Source organism: Anabaena sp. FACHB-595, from assembly GCF_048568275.1.
Classification (GTDB): domain Bacteria; phylum Cyanobacteriota; class Cyanobacteriia; order Cyanobacteriales; family Nostocaceae; genus Trichormus.
On the sequence record NZ_CP183473.1, the window covers coordinates 5,785,635 to 5,802,775 of the forward strand.

The 17,141-nt window shown below is 42.8% G+C and carries 12 protein-coding genes; 4 read left to right on the plus strand and 8 right to left on the minus strand.

All coding sequences use genetic code 11. The features are described from left to right. Positions 1-30 precede the first annotated feature (30 nt). Together ppc and ACN222_RS24280 are read right to left on the minus strand one after the other, a co-directional pair. Positions 31-3,111 (minus strand): phosphoenolpyruvate carboxylase, encoded by a 3,081-nt coding sequence (gene ppc, locus ACN222_RS24275; protein WP_010998989.1) that lies wholly within the window; start codon positions 3,109-3,111, stop codon positions 31-33. A gap of 105 nt (positions 3,112-3,216) precedes the next feature. Continuing rightward, the gene (locus ACN222_RS24280; protein WP_010998990.1) at positions 3,217-3,450 is read right to left on the minus strand and encodes a hypothetical protein; all 234 of its coding nucleotides are present in this window, start codon (positions 3,448-3,450) and stop codon (positions 3,217-3,219) included. 216 nt (positions 3,451-3,666) lie between these two features. Here ACN222_RS24280 and ACN222_RS24285 point away from each other — a divergent pair, with 216 nt between their 5' ends. The 3 genes from ACN222_RS24285 (at position 3,667) to psbA (ending at position 9,711) form a co-directional block, all read left to right on the plus strand. Further along, on the plus strand, positions 3,667-6,666 hold the full coding sequence (locus tag ACN222_RS24285) for a DUF1574 family protein (RefSeq protein ID WP_010998991.1): 3,000 nt from the start codon (positions 3,667-3,669) through the stop codon (positions 6,664-6,666). An 89-nt stretch (positions 6,667-6,755) separates the two neighbouring features. Continuing rightward, a complete protein-coding gene (locus tag ACN222_RS24290; RefSeq protein WP_010998992.1) occupies positions 6,756-8,255 on the plus strand; it encodes an MBOAT family O-acyltransferase in 1,500 nt (499 codons plus the stop codon). A gap of 373 nt (positions 8,256-8,628) precedes the next feature. Further along, positions 8,629-9,711, plus strand: a complete 1,083-nt coding sequence (psbA, locus tag ACN222_RS24295; RefSeq protein ID WP_010998994.1) for a photosystem II q(b) protein — start codon at positions 8,629-8,631, stop codon at positions 9,709-9,711. An 86-nt stretch (positions 9,712-9,797) separates the two neighbouring features. Here the strand turns inward: psbA and ACN222_RS24300 are convergent. Both ACN222_RS24300 and ACN222_RS24305 read right to left on the minus strand, forming a co-directional pair. Further along, a protein-coding gene (locus ACN222_RS24300) for an IS630-like element IS895 family transposase (protein ID WP_096637129.1) occupies positions 9,798-10,909 on the minus strand; the annotation gives its coding sequence in 2 pieces (ribosomal slippage) (positions 9,798-10,405 and positions 10,405-10,909; 1,113 coding nt in all). 581 nt (positions 10,910-11,490) lie between these two features. Beyond that, positions 11,491-12,069 carry a hypothetical protein gene (locus tag ACN222_RS24305; protein ID WP_010998995.1) on the minus strand — a complete coding sequence of 193 codons (579 nt, stop codon included), beginning with the start codon at positions 12,067-12,069 and terminating at the stop codon, positions 11,491-11,493. A gap of 175 nt (positions 12,070-12,244) precedes the next feature. Here ACN222_RS24305 and ACN222_RS24310 point away from each other — a divergent pair, with 175 nt between their 5' ends. Beyond that, complete coding sequence (locus ACN222_RS24310) at positions 12,245-14,356, plus strand: S8 family serine peptidase (protein ID WP_010998996.1); 2,112 nt, start codon at positions 12,245-12,247, stop codon at positions 14,354-14,356. Here ACN222_RS24310 and ACN222_RS24315 read toward each other — a convergent pair whose 3' ends face one another. The 4 genes from ACN222_RS24315 to ACN222_RS24330 form a co-directional block, all read right to left on the minus strand. Next, positions 14,357-15,220: a lysophospholipid acyltransferase family protein gene (locus tag ACN222_RS24315; RefSeq protein ID WP_010998997.1), complete on the minus strand. Its 864-nt coding sequence runs from the start codon at positions 15,218-15,220 to the stop codon at positions 14,357-14,359. It abuts the gene before it with no gap. A 113-nt stretch (positions 15,221-15,333) separates the two neighbouring features. After that, entirely contained in the window at positions 15,334-15,777 is a 444-nt protein-coding gene (gene tadA / locus ACN222_RS24320; protein WP_010998998.1) for a tRNA adenosine(34) deaminase TadA, read from the minus strand. A gap of 223 nt (positions 15,778-16,000) precedes the next feature. Then, the gene (gene grxC, locus ACN222_RS24325; RefSeq protein ID WP_010998999.1) at positions 16,001-16,312 is read right to left on the minus strand and encodes a glutaredoxin 3; all 312 of its coding nucleotides are present in this window, start codon (positions 16,310-16,312) and stop codon (positions 16,001-16,003) included. 132 nt (positions 16,313-16,444) lie between these two features. Further along, on the minus strand, positions 16,445-17,122 hold the full coding sequence (locus ACN222_RS24330; RefSeq protein WP_010999000.1) for an SDR family oxidoreductase: 678 nt from the start codon (positions 17,120-17,122) through the stop codon (positions 16,445-16,447). Positions 17,123-17,141: the final 19 nt, after the last annotated feature.

A 17,141-nucleotide genomic window follows, 5' to 3' on the forward strand; every position in this document is an offset into this window, starting at 1 on the left:
ACTGACCACTAACTACTGACAACTCACAAATCAACCTGTATTTCTCATCCCTGCGGCAATACCATTAATGGTTAACAGTGCGCCGCGCAATAATTCTCCCTTACTGTAACGAGAGTGAATGACACCAGAGGTTGCAGTATTATTTTTGGACTGGCGTAGGCGCTTGAGGAGGGAAACTTGGATAAACCCTAGTGGGACGATTGTACCATTGCGTAACTGTACAGAACGCTGGAGTACAGGATCACCATCTAAAAGCCGACCGTGGTCGGTGATTTTTAAGACTAAATCTCTGGTGAGATAATATTCGTTGGCGATTTGCTCAAATACTTTCTCAAACCGGGGTTTGTCTTCAGGGTCAGACAATTCTTGTACGTAGTGACCAGCCATTTGCATATCTACTTTCGCCAAGGTCATTTCTACTTTAGAAATCACCATCTTGAAGAAAGGCCACTTGACATAAAAGTAGCGCATCAATTTGAGATGTTCTTCTGGTTCTTCGTTGAAAAATTCTTGTAAAGCTGTACCGACACCGTACCAAGAAGGTAGTAAGAATCGTGTTTGTGTCCAGCTAAATACCCAAGGAATGGCGCGGAGACTGCTTAAATCTTTCTTACCAGAAGGACGACGGGCGGGACGAGAACTAATTTGTAGTTGACTGATTTCTTCAATGGGTGTGACTTGGTGGAAAAAGTCAATGAAATCAGGCTGTTCGTAAATTAAACCACGATAATGTTGCCGCGATCGCGCTGCTAATTCTTCCATAATTTCGTTCCAAGGTTCGATATCATCAAACCCAGTTCGCAGGAGGCTGGCTTGAATCACCGCCGTGGTGATGGTTTCCAAGTTGTACAGGGCTAAATCTAGCAAGGAGTACTTGGAGGCTAATACTTCCCCTTGTTCGGTAATTTTAATCCGCCCGTTGATGCTGTGTCCTGGTTGAGCCAAAATCGCCTCGTGGGCTGGGCCGCCGCCTCGTCCTACAGAACCGCCGCGCCCGTGGAAAATCCGCAAATTTACGCCATATTCTTCGGCGATTTGCTGTAATGATTTTTGGGCTTTATGAATTTCCCAATTGCTACTCAAGAAGCCGGAGTCTTTGTTGCTGTCGGAATATCCCAGCATGACTTCTTGTAAGTCGGGGGTGAGTACGGACTGGGGACTGGGGGCTGGGGATTGGGGTGTTAGCTCAGTATTCGGTACTTTTACTTCGGTATTTTTGTAACCACCAGCTAGCAAAGCGCGGTATAGAGGTAATTCAAATAACTGTCGCATGACGCTGCGAGAACGTTGTAAATCTTCGACAGTCTCAAATAATGGTACAACCTGAATTGTACCGACGGCGATCGCTGGGTCAAAAAGTCTGGCTTCTTTGGCTAGAAGCAAAACTTCTAAGACATCGCTGACTTGACGACACATACTAATGATGTAAGTTTGGCAGATATTAATGCCAAATTCTTGTTGGAGCGATCGCACTACGCGGAAAGTTTTAATGACATCATTAGTTTTGTCAGAGAATGGTAGTTCTGACGAAATTAATGGGCGACGGGTTTGCAGTTCGGTTGTTAGCCAAGCAACTCGCTGTTCTTCGGAGAGGTCGTTGTATGGCTGGGGTAATAATTGGAGATAGTCGAGAATCTCGTTTAACGCGTCCGAATGTCTGGTGGATTCTTGACGGATGTCTAATTTTGTCAGGTTAAAGTCAAAAATTTCCACTTGACAGATCAAATTATCCAATTCTCGGCAGCTTAAACCTGTTTCCGTCAAGTTATGCTGAATTAATCGCAGTTCCGCCAAAAATTCCGACCCCGAACGATACATGGGGCTATCTTCATTTGTGGGGGTTTCACCTTTATATAAAGCTAAATTGCGATCGCGGGTATTTTCCAGGCGCTTGAGGACGTAAGCTAGTTTGAGACGATAGGGTTCTTGGCGATATCTCAGCGCCAGAGCATCGTATACTTCACTTAACTGGGACTGATCTAACTCCAAGGATTCCAATAAGTCTGGTAAAACGTCACTCCAGTGCATGGAGATACTTAATAATTCAATCAATTGGGTGACAGACTTGATATATCTTTCCAGCACCATTTTGCGCTGATAACAAGCTGTCTGCCAGGTAATTTCCGGTGTTACCGATGGATTACCATCTCTGTCTGAACCTACCCAAGAACCAAAGGAACAGAAATCTTTGCTTGGTGGTTCTAACCAGGAGAAAGTTTGATTTAGGGCGTATTTGAAACGCTTATACAGTTGGGGAATCCCATCAAATAAAACTTCTTGGAAGTAATGCAAAGCATAATCCACTTCATCCAGCACAGTGGGCTTAAACTGGTGGAGTTCGTCTGTACGCCACCACAAGCGAATTTCTTCTAGCAATTTTTCCCGAATTTCCCCCGCTTCCCAAGGATAGCCGCCGCCGTCCTTAGCTCGATTTTCCACCTCATCGAGTTGTTGCAACAAATCTACTACTTGCCGTTGTTTGTCCCGAATGGTGTGGCGGACAATTTCCGTTGGGTGGGCAGTGAATACCAAACGGACATCTAGTTGGGAAATCAGGCGTTGAATTTGTTGGGGTGGGACATTCAATTTAGACAATAAGGGAAATAACGCTGCAAAAGTACCTTTTTGTTTCCCTTGTCCACGATTAGTCCAATTTTTTCCTAAGAAATCAGTCCCTAAACCCCGGTTGAAAATAACATCATCTTCGTTGTGGTTAGAGGATGAGGTAATGTTTTCGGAACCATTTAGGGGTGCTGTTTCCGCTTCTAAGTCAGAATAGCGAGTTAATTGCTGCCTTTGCTCATATTCCTGCTCTATGATGTTGATCAGCTGAAAATACAAAGCAAAAGCCCTAGCTGCCCGAATGGCTTCATTAATATTCAACTGTTCAATTAACTTGACAGCAGAAACTGCTTGGTCTTTTGTGGCTTGCCCTTCTGGTGAACACAAATCACGCAACTGCCGTAACAAATCCACCATATTTTGGCCGCATTCTTGCCGCAGTACCGACTCCCACAGTTCTTCTACTATTTGGAGACGATGACGCAAGAATAATTCCGATGCTGGATATAAATTAGCAGATTCAGATAAAGAGTATAAAACAGAACCCATACTTGCTTCTCTTGTAAAGCCAATTACTGTTTAACAGATTGATTTTTGGTAACTTATGCTCTTATCTACTTATGTGAGCATATTTTTGAAGTATATTTTTAAACTTTAATTGGTTGATTCATCGTCATCAGGGAAGGGTAAAATAGGCAGGCGATCGCCGCGAAATAATTCTTCACTGGCTTGGCCTAAGGATTCCAGGGCTTTTACGGTGACTTGTCCAGTGGTCAGCAGCAGTAGTATAGACGCTGTACCTATTTCTAAGAGGAGAGATTGGGGAATGCTAAACAAAACCAAATTTAATCCGGGGGTTGGTGTGGACTGTTGGGTAATAGGAGGCATTGCTTGTCCTTAATGATTAGCCAGCGAGTAGAATAAAACGCAAAACTCAAAATCTGTATGACTTGTAACTGTATAAGACTATCTTGTCCTATTTAGCAAGCCGAGATGGTAACGAAATTGTTAACAGAAAACTTCAAAATGTGATAGACCTATGGTTTTAGTTTACAAGTGCAGGCACTACCCCCCAACATTCGCTTCTTGTAAAGTTAACTGCCCATGAAAACAGTCCTACTAGATAGCCAGCAATCCTTATTGCAATGGGTCAGCCAAGCAACGGGGATAAATACTTTCGGGGTGAAAGTCCGGTTACGGGGAAATGACCTTCATATTCTTTGTGAAGGTTTAGAATGTCCTCAACGCTGGCGCACTCTCTCTGATTTGCTTCATGCGCTACAGCAAACAGATTTAGATGTCCTCACCAGCAACGAACAACCCTCAATATACCAAGTATTTGTCTACGGGCGAAAAAAAGGGGAGTACCGCCCCCAATGGTGTCACAAAGTCCACTTAAACCAGTTGGAACGCCATCTGGAACAGGTGGAACAAGCCCTGCTAGAAGACGCAGCTAAAGCCCCTGGTGGGGCAATGATTCTCTCTAATGAGAGTTTGGCACGTCGAGGCGATGCCAACGCCATAGCCCGTTATCTCAGCGAAACCTTGAGTGCGATGGGTGTGGCGGTGCAGGTGCAAGTGAAGCAGCATCAGCCTGAAGATGGTAATTCTGATGTATTTAATCGCCTGTGGATATTTTGCCAGTCTGCTTATAGTCCTGACCCTTCATTATTAGCCGAACCCGTAGCCCAGAAATTACGCCAATTGAAGTTGGCTGGCTACCGGGATGCTGTTATTGTTTCTCAAGTTAGTGGTGAGACAAACCCTGATTGGTTGTTAAGGATTGACTTGACACCACCGGAGGTGATGCTGAAGGAATGGGCTAGGTGGGGAGATGTGCAAGCGATCGCCCGTCTACTCACGGCCGCATTATCAGAGTTACTTGTAACTGTGCAGGTTTCCTTGCAGGAATCCACCCTACATATATTTTGTGAACCAACTGCTAATTCATCGCCAGATTCCCCAGCACCAGACAAGACAACTTGCGTCGAGAAAATTTCCTCCCAACTAGAAGCGATCGCCCCCCAAGGTATCCTCGCGGCTACGGTTTACGGGCAGAAAATCAATGACAAACAGCCAGAATGGATTGATTGGCTGAAGTTACCCGCCAGTGAACATCCAGCCTTGGCTACCTCCGCTTTTGACTTAGCTATTACTGGTGATGAACCTGCAATTATTTTCCTCCTAGAACGCCTCCTCAACCCAGACTTAGACCGCAAGTTAAAAACAGGCGGTCTGCGGGTACTCTTGCTGCGGAAAGGGGATTTACTCCACATCATGTGTGATGCACCTGTTTGTCCCAGCCGCAAACAAGTAGCACCAAAAGTTATCCAGTTTTTGCGTCAATTAAATTTGGCGGGGACTGCTGGCGTGCGGGTTTATGGTCGTCGTGCGGGTAATAAGGAACCCTTTTGGCATTATGGTGTAGATTTAGTCCACCGCCAGCGCTTAGTTCCCGAAGCCACCCCAGAATTTGCCGCTACTTCCGAATACGTCAACGAACTCATTACCAAAGAAGACGACGAACCAATTTTACGTTCTGAGGTCACCACAGAGGAAGTCCAAAATTTTGTCTCGGAAGTGGCGCGAGATTGGGTAACAACCACAACTACCACGCTGAGAAAGTGGTTTCTTAACACCCAGTTATTTACCGAAAGCGGTCAGCCGACAAACCAATTTACTGATAACCAAGGAGTCAAGGTTGCTTTAGTTTGGGGTACTTTGGGCTTATTGCTCACCCTGCAAACAGATTGGATTTTAGGTGTGATTGTAACTCGCACTATGCCCAGTACAACTCAGGCGGCTAGTATCTCCCAACCATCACCCTCTGAGCCAATATCTGACTATGAAAATAACCAAAATCAGAGAACAGCATTTTTCACCACCAGTTCTCAGCAGAGGGGAGGTGTATTCAATCCTTCTGGCTTCACTCAAGATGATAATCAATCCAGAAACTTAAAAGCCGCACCACTAAGAGAAAAAGGCACAGCCACAGCTATTTTATTGGCAGCGCGATCGCAAATGCCCAGCTTTAATGTGAGGCAATTAGATGAGCAATTGGCTTTATATAAACAACGCATCGCCAGAAACGGTAAAGCGCCGGATGTGTTGATTATTGGTTCCTCCCGCGCCCTGAGGGGAGTTGATCCGATGGCTTTATCTAAAGCTTTAGCACTGCAAGGTTATCCCAAAGTAGATGTATTTAACTTTGGCATTAACGGAGCCACCGCCCAAGTTGTAGACTTTGTGGTTCGCCAAGTTTTGCAACCATCGGAACTACCAAAAATTATTATTTGGGCTGATGGTTCCCGTGCGTTTAATAGTGGACGAGAGGATTTAACATTTAGAGCGATCGCTAATTCCCCAGGCTATCAAGATATTTTGCAGAAAGCCCAGACAGCCTCCAGTAGCGATGAATCAGCAAAAACTCCTGAAAAGCCGACTGAAGAGGTGAAAAAACCACCCAAGCCAGAAATGAATAGCTATCAAGCTGTAAATTTGTGGTTAAACCAAGGTTTGGCGGCTGTTTCTGTCACCTATCAAAACCGCGAACAAGTCAAAACATTATTGCAAAATAAACTAGCGTCTTTACCTATATTTAGTAGCAAGTTACCAGAAGCCACATCACCAACACAGTCCACAGTAGATAATGCCGAAGATAGTAATAATTTGCAAGCTGTTGATTTTGATGGTTTCCTAGCTTTATCTGTGCGCTTTCATCCAGCTAGATACTATCAAAAACATCCTAAAGTTACAGGTAATTACGACAATGATTATAAATCATTTCAAGTAGGTGGTATACAAGATGCCGCCTTCCGAGATGTTTTGCAATTTACCCAATCGCAAAATATTTCTTTAGTCTTTGTCAATATGCCTCTGACAGCAGAATATTTAGACCCAGTACGTAAAAAATATGAGCAAGAATTTCAGCAATATATGTTAGCTTTAGCCACAAATCCTAACTTTATCTATCGAGATTTAAGCGAACTGTGGACAAAAGCCAATGATTATTTTTCAGACCCCAGCCACCTTAATCGTTTTGGTGCTTATGAAGTATCCAAAAAACTAGCAAATGACCCGATGATTTCCTGGCCAACGAAGTAGAAGAGGGGCAGGGGGGTGTAGGGGAAGCAAAGAAGAATAACTACGGACTAACGACAACCAACAACTGACAACCGACAACTGACTAAACCATGAACTTTATATCTATTTTGTATGGGCTTTTCTTGTTAAGTACGTTAGGAATTTATTGGTCTGTAGGTCGTCAAAAACTGCGGTTGTGGACTTTATTGATTGCTAGCCTGGTGTTTTACTCGTCCCTGAGTATCCAATACATACCACTGTTATTAACACTCACATTTATTAACTTCCGCTTAGGGCGAGAAATTGGTAAAAATACCTCACCAGGACAACATAACCTCAACTGGCAAATTTCTAATGAAGAATGGCAATTTGCTCAAGTGGATTGGAACCGTAAACGGCTAAACTTATTGTGGCTAGGTGTGGTCTTAAATGTTCTATTATTACTCGGATTTAAGTATATTAATAGTTTCTTGCAGTTAATTTTTGATTTCCCCGTTAACCCATCAGAATCATCTTGGAAAATCATTGCACCTTTAGGAATTTCATTTTTTACATTTGAATGTATTGCTTATTTAATAGATGTTTATCGTGGTGCGCCTGCAACTAATAATTTTCTCCAATTCGCTACCTATAAATTATTTTTTGCGAAATTAATTTCTGGCCCAATTACCCGCTATCACAACCTAGCAAATCAATTCAATACATTAGAGTTGCCCACTGCTGATAGGGTATCAGAGGCATTATGGTTAATTGCTAGGGGTGCTGTCAAAAAAGGGATTTTGGCAGACAGGCTAGGAATTTTTGTGGATTTGTGTTTCGGTAATTTGCCACGGGCTGGTAGTACTGATCTTTGGCTAGCTACTTTCGCTTATGGTTTGCAGTTGTATTTGGATTTTAATGGTTACGTAGATATCGCCCGTGGTACTGCCTTGCTATTTGGTTTAGTGCTACCAGAAAACTTTGATTTTCCCTATTTCACCACCAGCATTGCCGAATTTTGGCGGCGTTGGCACATGACTTTAGGCGATTGGTTGCGGAATTATGTCTACTTTCCTTTGGGTGGTTCTCGTCAAGGTTTAACTCGTACCTGCGGGAATTTGTTCTTGATTATGCTAATCGCCGGGATTTGGCACGGTTCCGCCTGGGGCTTCGTGGTTTGGGGGATGTATCATGGTTTAGCTTTAGTGGTTCATCGACTGACCGATTTGATGAGCGATCGCTACGAAAAGTTAGAGCTATTCTGGCAAAATCCTTTAGGGGTAGTTGTGGCTTGGCTATTAACTCAATGGATGGTTTTCACTTCTTGGATTTGGTTCCGTCTGCCTAATCTGCCAGAATCTTCTCTAGTTATTCAGCGCCTCTGGGGTCACTCTGCGGATGCCCAATTTGCACAAAAGGTCTACATAGAAGCCTTAAATACTAGCCAATCTCAAGTTTCTGCCATCCTTCTGGCTTTATTTACTCTCATGGGTATAACCTATGCCTTCAAAGGCAAGCTGAAACTAGAGCTAAACTGGCCTCTCAAACTCGTCTTTGTACCTCTATGCCTCTACGCTGTTTGGTTATTCGCCCCTGAAGGCAGCCTTCCTTATATTTACTTTGATTTTTAATAGTTTTCTCAATAAAACGGCGTAAATAAGTAAAGATTTATAGTCAATAATTTAGTCCCAATAAAGGACTTGAGCTTCTTACTAAAAAAATCAGCTGCTATTGCTTTACATTACTCAATATATTGGTTTACATTAATTAATAAATGTTGATTTAATCTCACAAGCTTACTGATATCTATAGTTGATTAACTTTCAAACCAAGGAAATACAAGGATTCCCAAAGATAGGGGGAATAATTAACATTAAGAATTATTAATTCATGGGTTTTTAGTCTAGTAAATTTGCGTGAATTCATGTAAATTTTATGAGACAGGCGCAAGTCTAAAAAAAGCGTCTGAATTAATCTGCACAAATCCAAAGCAATCATAAAAAAATGACCACAACCTTACAACAGCGTAGTAGCGCTAACGTATGGGAACGGTTCTGCACATGGATCACCAGCACCGAAAACCGCATTTATGTTGGTTGGTTCGGCGTGTTGATGATTCCTACCCTGCTAGCCGCTACCGTCTGCTTCATCATCGCTTTCGTTGCTGCACCTCCAGTAGACATTGATGGTATCCGTGAACCAGTAGCAGGTTCCTTGATCTACGGAAACAACATCATCTCTGGTGCAGTTGTTCCTTCCTCCAACGCTATTGGTTTGCACTTCTACCCCATCTGGGAAGCAGCTTCCTTAGATGAGTGGTTGTACAACGGTGGCCCTTACCAATTGGTAATTTTCCACTTCTTGATCGGATGCGCTTGCTACCTCGGTCGTCAGTGGGAATTGTCTTACCGTTTAGGTATGCGTCCTTGGATCTGCGTAGCTTACTCTGCACCTTTGGCATCTGCTACAGCAGTATTCTTGATCTACCCCATCGGACAAGGTTCCTTCTCTGATGGTATGCCCTTGGGTATCTCCGGCACCTTCAACTTCATGATCGTGTTCCAAGCAGAACACAACATCCTGATGCACCCCTTCCACATGTTGGGTGTAGCTGGTGTATTCGGTGGTTCCTTGTTCTCTGCAATGCACGGTTCTTTGGTAACTTCCTCCTTGGTTCGTGAAACAACCGAAATCGAATCTCAGAACTACGGTTACAAATTCGGTCAAGAAGAAGAAACCTACAACATCGTTGCAGCGCACGGCTACTTCGGTCGTTTGATCTTCCAATACGCTTCCTTTAACAACAGCCGCCAACTGCACTTCTTCCTAGCTGCATGGCCTGTAATCGGTATCTGGTTTACCGCGTTGGGCGTAAGCACAATGGCGTTCAACTTGAACGGTTTTAACTTCAACCAATCCATCATCGACTCACAAGGTCGTGTAATCAATACCTGGGCTGACATCATCAACCGCGCTAACTTGGGTATGGAAGTAATGCACGAGCGTAACGCTCACAACTTCCCTCTAGACTTAGCTGCTGGTGAAGTTGCTCCTGTTGCGTTAACCGCTCCTGCTATCAACGGTTAATCTTCAGTTTTAGTTAACTAAAAAAGCGCCCTTCCAATTTGCATGGAAGAGCGCTTTTTTAGTCGCTATATAGGGCTATAGGAATCCTATTTGATTTTTGAATAAGTTCCGTACATCTGTAGAGTGTCAAAATCAAAGGTAGTGTGTCTAATAAACCACTCAAATATCCACTTTAAATGTGAAAATGAAGGAATTAAAGCACAAAAACGTCTAACCCATGTTTTGGCTTGTAACCAAATATCCTCTATCGGATTTTGTACTGGGCAATTAGGGGCAAAACGGACACAGTGTATTTTCCATTGCTCGGTTGGTAAGCTTTGATTAACAGAGTCCAAGAAACCTCTAATTTCCTTGGAACGGTGGTAGCTAGCCCCATCCCAAAAAATTAGTAATCGCTGGTCGGGAGAGTTAGCTAGTAAGTATTCTAGGTAGTTGATAGTATTTTTTGAGTTTCCAGCATCATAAGCTTTGAGAACTAATTCTCCAAGGAGATAGTCAACTGCCCCATAGTATGTCTGCTTATCTCGCTCGTTGACAACTGGGACTGCGATTTCTTGGTCACTTTTTCCCCATACATAACCACTTAAATCTCCCCACATTAAATGACACTCATCAATTAACAATACTCTTAACTTTCCTGTTTCGATTTCTTCTCGGTTATTTGCCAGCAATGTTTCAATCTCTTTTTTTTTTCTGCAACAGCATTCTCATCGGCTTTCGGATTTACCTTTGTGGTTTTCTTCCAACTGATTCCTGCTTCGGAGAACAAGTCGTAGTAGCTTTGCTTTGACTCATAAACTACGTCATACTCAAAAGCTAGTTGATACTCTAGTTCCCCAAGCTCCCAACAATCTTTTGTTTGTAGCCAGCTCAACACCTCTTGGAGTTGTTTAGCATTCAGATAGCTCTTTCTCCCTTTGTAGTTTAGTCGCAGTCCGTCAATTCCAGTTTCTTCATAGGCTTGCTTCCAGCCTGTGATTGACCCTCGCGATACGTCTAAAATTTTTTGGATTTCATCATACAAGTAACCTTGATAAACTAGCTTGACTGCCAATGCTTTCCTTACTTCACGCGCATCTGGACACATATCTATAAAATCTTGTAATTCAGCAATCGCATTCAGTGCAGTTTCCTCTTTTAAATATTGCTGCGATACTTCCCCCGCAAGTGTAGTAGCTTGTAAATGCTGACTTTTCATTGTTTACTATTAGACTTTTATCCCTCTCCGTATTATCTCTTGGTCTTGTTCACAAATCAAATAGGATTCCTATAGTATTTAAGGCTCTCCTAGACTAGCTATGTTAAATTAATACTTAATACCAGCTTAAATTATTACATAGCATGGAATTCGAATAAATAAAGCGTATTTTTATTAAAACTTTAATTTTGTATTACTACAACCTTGCTATAACAGGAGTCTTAGCCTGTTTTTATTATTAATTTATCATAACCACTCTGGGAGAGCCGTATTTAATTTCTTAAATATACATATTTAGGGTGGGCAATGCCCACCACAACAATGATACGGTGGGCATTGCCCACCCTACGCCAACAATAATCAAATGTAATTCCTTTAGATATATAGCCGTAGCCAGATAGATTAGGACAATAAAAGGCTTTCAAGTCTGTCAACCGTCAACCGTCAACAGCTATATTATGTGTTGCAAAAATTTTTAAAATTGGTAATAGATATAAAAAATCCCATCCTACCATTTTGGCACTTTGTCACAGCCAACAAGCAGGAGGGGAGCAATAGAAATACAATAGGAACTTAATTATTTATTTCTGTGATGAGGATGCTGGATTACCACCTTGTCGGGGAAAAGGTGCATCAACAAAACCTAACTCAAACAACTGCTGATAAGCTTTCTTCCCTAAATCTCGCGTTGGATTTTGACTTCTAATAATTTGCACCAATAAGGGTACGGCCAATTCTGCCTGGTTTTGGGCGCGATGTACCAATGCTAACTGATAGGTTGCTTCATCTCGCTTTTGAGCTGTTAATAAAGCTCTTTGACGTTGAGAATCAGAAACTCTATTGTCAATTCCCGAAAAACTAGAGTTTAAATCTTGATAAAAATTCGATAACTGATTATATACCTGACGTGCTTCTTGGAGTTTTTTGGCAGCTAAGGTATAGTTTTGAGCAGCAACCGCTTGTTCTGCTTCTTTCATTAAACGTTCTCCACCTTCGATGCTCAACACGCTGTTATTTTGAGCTGTAGGACGCAGGTTATTTGGACTATTGGGGTCAATAGGCTGTGGGTTTTGAGCATTCACAGGTGCAAGCAGACCAAGGGCTGCTATCACCGAGAGGGAAGTCAAACGAATTACAGAAGCAGGTTCCGCGAAGTTCATGGGATCAATTTGTGCAACAACTATTAAGAAACAGATCAATATAGGGAAACTTCGGGTATCTTAACTCTGTTTGCGTTTTTAACAAAGCGAAGCTAAGTACTGAGTCTCTTTGATTTAGACAGAAAATCGGTTTAATTGAGTTCCCCTAACCCGTGCATTAACCATAATCGCTACTATGAACGATACCTACGGTAATCAACGAAATAACCCTTCTGATTTTTCAACCACAGGTGCAATCAACTTAGGATTAGTTTTGCAACGGGGTGGAGAAGAATTGATACTCGAAAAGGCCTTAGACCGCTTCACCATCCGTTTTGTCACCGATTTTCCTGTGCAACAATTATCTCAGATTAGTTGGGGTATTTGGCATAGCAGTATTACCCAAGCTCAATTAGAACTATACCAGGTTGCGCCCAACCAAATAGAGGAGGCGATCGCTCAAGCCCGCGCTAACCAAAATGTCGCTTTTGCTAGTCATGCTTATACCGTTAAGGATAATCCTGGGACATTTGTTTATCTCAGCGACCAAATTACAATTCAGTTTGCGCCTAAGTTAGATGCTGTCAAAATTACCCTCATAGCCTCTCAATTCAACCTAGTTGAAGACAAGCCAATTCCCGGTTTACCCAATGCGTTTGTATTTTTGGTTAGCAAACAAGCTACAGAAAATCCCGTCAAAATTGCTAATCAATTACAAAGCATCCCAGAAGTTTTGGCGGCTGAACCGAATGTGTTAATACAAACGGAAACCCACTATAAACCCAGCGACAACCTTTATCCCCAACAATGGTATCTCAACCACAACGGTGGTAATGAATTGGTTGCCAGTTCCCATATCGCCGTAGAACAAGCTTGGGACATTACACGCGGTGTCCGTTCTGTCGTGGTGGCTGTGGTGGATGACTCCTTTGATTTAAATCACCCAGATTTTCAAGGTAGTGGTAAGATTGTTGCCCCTAGAGACTTGCGGGAAAATGACTTTTTACCTTTACCTAGTGAAAAAGAACGCAGTCATGGTACTGCTTGTGCTGGTATTGCCTTAGCAGAAGAAAACGGTGCAGGAATTGTTGGAGTTGCTCCTGGTTGTGCATTAATGCCCATTCGTACCACTGGCTTTTTAGATGACGAATCTATTGAGCAGATATTCAACTGGGCTATGGAAAAAGGAGCCAGTGTGATTTCTTGTAGTTGGGGGGCTTCTGCTGTGTATTTCCCCTTATCATTGCGTCAACGGGCTGCTATTACCAGGGCAGCTACCCGTGGACGTAATGGAAAAGGTTGCGTAGTGCTATTCGCGGCTGGTAACGCCAACCGTCCAGTTAGTGGCGCTATTTATGAACAAGATTGGCCGGGTAATGTTCTACAAGGTGTGACAGATTGGTTAAATGGTTTTGGCGTACATCCTGATGTGATGACGATCGCTGCATCTACTAGTATGAGTAAAAAGGCCGCCTATAGTAATTGGGGATTGAACATTTCCCTATGTGCGCCTAGTAACAATGCCTCACCGGGAATGTCTTTTCCAGAAAAGGGGTTTTTGTATACGCAACCAAGCATCAAAACTAACTTAAGTGGGTTAGGAATGCTCACAACCGATATAGTAGGAGCCGCAGGTTATGACCCTGGTAACTTCACTAGTAACTTTGGCGGTACTTCCAGCGCCACACCTGTAGTTGCGGGGGTAGCAGCCCTAGTTTTATCAGTTAATCCCGATTTGACAGCCCAACAAGTCAAACGAATTTTAGAAACAACAGCAGATAAAATCGTAGACCCTGACCCCGACCCCCAACTAGGGTTAAGTGAAGGCAAATATGATGAAAATGGTTATTCTCAGTGGTTTGGTTATGGTAAGGTCAATGCTGCTAGGGCAGTACAAGTAGCATTCCAACAACGAACCACGCTATCAGATGCTAGTAAACAAGTAAAACTTAGTAATTCTAATCGATTAGAGATTCCTGATAATAATATCCAAGGAATCAAAAGCACAATCGCCGTTGCCGATGGCAGCAGCGTTAAAGATATTCAAGTTGGCGTTAATTTAACTCACGATTTTTTAGGCGATATAGAAATTTATTTAATCGCTCCTAATAACCAGCAGGTGCTATTGCAAAATCGTACCTTAGGAAATCGGACTGATTTACAAATAACTTATGGAGTGCGATCGCATCCTATCCTGAAACAGTTACTCTCACAATCAGCCACAGGCAATTGGCAGTTATGGATAATTGACTACTCACCCCAAGACATCGGCAGACTCAACAGTTGGGAATTAACATTAGGGATTTAGTTAATAGTCAATAGTCAATAATTCTCTTTTCCTGCTCGTTGCTCCCCCTCGGACGTTCGGCGAGCGCTCAGTCGAGTCGCTGACGCTTACTATGGGAGAAGTGCTAACTTCTGCGGCATCATGATGACTGAAGGCTAGTTCTGGATTACTTAAGCTTTGTAAATCCCTAGCTAAATCTTCTGTAAGGCGTTTAGCGTTTTGCTTCACTTTACCCTTGGTGTAATCTTGGACATTAATTGGCGAACCAATGTGAATACTCACATCTGTACCCCAACAAGGATAAGGCTGACTGTAATTAATGCTAATGGGCAATATTTTCACCCCCAATCCCGGGTGACTAGATTCCGCGCTTAAAGCTAGACGGGAAATTCCTGACTTGAGCGGATGCAATTTACCATCCCGAAAAATATTGCCCTCTGGATAAATGACTAACATTTGTCCTTGTTGGAGTAATTCTACCGCGTGGCGTAGAGTAGAAACGGCAGGGTGTTGAGTATCTATAGGAAAGCCACCCATACGCCGTACAAACCAACCTTGCAAACCTCGACATTCAGTCTTAGTCACCATAAATTTTAAATCCCGACCGGTAACGTAACGCCCGGTTGCGTAAGGTAGGAGCAATGAATCCCACCTGGCTCGATGAGTTGGAGCCAAAATCACAGGGCCTGTCTTGGGAATATTTTCCTGTCCAGTAATGGAAATGCGCCCAAAAAATGATGGTAGTAAGAAATAATTACCAACAAAATACAATACAGGACTCAACCAAGGGGAAACCCGCGAAGTAGTCACAGCTACCTGAGGATGGACGAGCCTATTTGTTGGTTGTGTTTGGTGAGTATCAGACACAGAGAAAAATTCGATCATGTTGGTAGCTGCGAATTGTCCGGTAAAAGTAGGGTGTGATATTGACGTAGTTCCACCGTAGATTTTCTTCCGTGACTTGTGTCATAGCAGCTGGACAGTTTTACGTCTGTCCGTTACTTGTTTTGCAACCGTCGATTCACAAACCAGTTTTGCAAATGCTGGCGACAGGCTGATTCTAGAATACCTCCGATAACTTGTAAGCGGTGATTAGAAGCCGCACTGTCAGGAATATTTAAAACAGTCCGAATCGCGCCAGTTTTGGTATCGTCCACCCCATAGACAAGCTTTCCTAACCGCGAGTGTATGATAGCGCCAGCACACATTGGGCAAGGCTCTAGGGTAACGTACAAAGTGCATTCATGGAGTCGCCAAGTTTGTAAAATTTTAGTAGCCGCCCTCAATGCCACAATCTCCGCATGAGCTGTTGGGTCTTGGTCTCGCTCCTTGCGATTTTCTCCTTCCGCTATCAAATGACCACTAGCATCAGTAATTACCGCGCCAACGGGAATCTCACCCGCCTCTCCTGCCACCTTTGCTAGTTCTAGGGCATGACTCATCCATTGGCGGTATATGAGATATTCGGGGTAGTCAACTCCTGTGGGCAATTCAAAATTCAAAATTCAAAATTAAATACAAAATTAAATAATTGTATCCTCAGTACTTAAGTAAGTCGGTGCAATAAAACCAAACTGTGTGAATGAAAGTAAAGAACACTGAAAATATTTCTCCCCCTGCTCCCTGCCTTATCCCAACAATAATTATTTACGCCGACCTACTTAATTACGCTGGCTGTACTAGCAGGGGATCAAGTTGACCTTTTGTATCTAGCTCATAAAGATCGTCACAACCGCCGATGTGTTGGTTATTGATGAAAATTTGCGGTACTGTGCGACGACCGTTGGCGCGTTCTGCCATATTAGCTCTAGCTGCTTCGTCGCCATCAATTTTATATTCTGTAAATTGTACGCCTTTCCACCACAGTAACAATTTGGCACGAATGCAGTAGGGGCAGGTTTGCCAAGTGTATATCTCTACGTTGGCTTTAATTTTTGCTGGAGAACGTCCGAAAAGTTGATTAAATAAGTTCGACATAGCTTTTATTTCACGGCTTTTGGACAATTTTCAACTCAAATTCCTAGATTTTGTAATAGGGAACTGGGAATAAATTATGACCTATTACCCATCACCCATTACCAATCCTTAAAGTCGAATCTATCGTTTTTGTTAATCCAAACTAAACTCTATAAAATCTGTTTTGGTAAATAACAGATCCTTGTCTACGGCTGACAATATTTTATTATTAGCACGCTCGGATTTTAAACACTGTATAACTAACTGTGCCACATCAGCGCGATGGATACTACCTATAATTCTAGTATCTTCAGTTAATATGCCGTTTCCTGTGGATGGCTCTGATTTTAGTCCTCCAGGACGGATGATTGTATAAGTTAGTCCACTAGCAATTAAATGCTGTTCGGCTTTATCTTTTTCTACTAAAACTGGCCCCAATACTGCCAACACTTGGGGAGAAAGAGCTTCTACACTATTTCCTGTACCAATAGAAGTGACAAGGATAAATTTTTGCGCTCCGGCTTTGAGCGCCGCATCAATGAGATTCTTGTTTCCAGGGTAATCTGGTTTTTCTGCGTCTGTGGGTAGACCACCGAGGGTGCTAATAACGGTATGGATAGGCACATCGGTTAAAATTGCCCGCTCTACATCGCCGGCATTTAAAGCATCGCCCAAAACAACTTGAACACCTATTGCTTCTAGTTCAGCACGAGATGTTTCATTTCTCAAAAGTGCTGTAACTTGGAAATTTTGGCTCCTTAAGTAGTTGGCAATTTCTCTCCCAACGCCGCGACTAGCACCAACTAAAAAAATATGGGATGAGTTTGTCATATGATTTGTAATAAATTAA

Excerpts from the sequence above, each read along its gene's own strand:
- ppc (WP_010998989.1), bottom strand. The coding sequence starts at position 3,111 with ATGGGTTCTGTTTTATACTCTTTATCTGAATCTGCTAATTTATATCCA.
- ACN222_RS24280 (WP_010998990.1), bottom strand. The coding sequence starts at position 3,450 with ATGCCTCCTATTACCCAACAGTCCACACCAACCCCCGGATTAAATTTG.
- ACN222_RS24285 (WP_010998991.1), top strand. The coding sequence starts at position 3,667 with ATGAAAACAGTCCTACTAGATAGCCAGCAATCCTTATTGCAATGGGTC.
- ACN222_RS24290 (WP_010998992.1), top strand. The coding sequence starts at position 6,756 with ATGAACTTTATATCTATTTTGTATGGGCTTTTCTTGTTAAGTACGTTA.
- psbA (WP_010998994.1), top strand. The coding sequence starts at position 8,629 with ATGACCACAACCTTACAACAGCGTAGTAGCGCTAACGTATGGGAACGG.
- ACN222_RS24305 (WP_010998995.1), bottom strand. The coding sequence starts at position 12,069 with ATGAACTTCGCGGAACCTGCTTCTGTAATTCGTTTGACTTCCCTCTCG.
- ACN222_RS24310 (WP_010998996.1), top strand. The coding sequence starts at position 12,245 with ATGAACGATACCTACGGTAATCAACGAAATAACCCTTCTGATTTTTCA.
- ACN222_RS24315 (WP_010998997.1), bottom strand. The coding sequence starts at position 15,220 with ATGATCGAATTTTTCTCTGTGTCTGATACTCACCAAACACAACCAACA.
- tadA (WP_010998998.1), bottom strand. The coding sequence starts at position 15,777 with ATGAGTCATGCCCTAGAACTAGCAAAGGTGGCAGGAGAGGCGGGTGAG.
- grxC (WP_010998999.1), bottom strand. The coding sequence starts at position 16,312 with ATGTCGAACTTATTTAATCAACTTTTCGGACGTTCTCCAGCAAAAATT.
- ACN222_RS24330 (WP_010999000.1), bottom strand. The coding sequence starts at position 17,122 with ATGACAAACTCATCCCATATTTTTTTAGTTGGTGCTAGTCGCGGCGTT.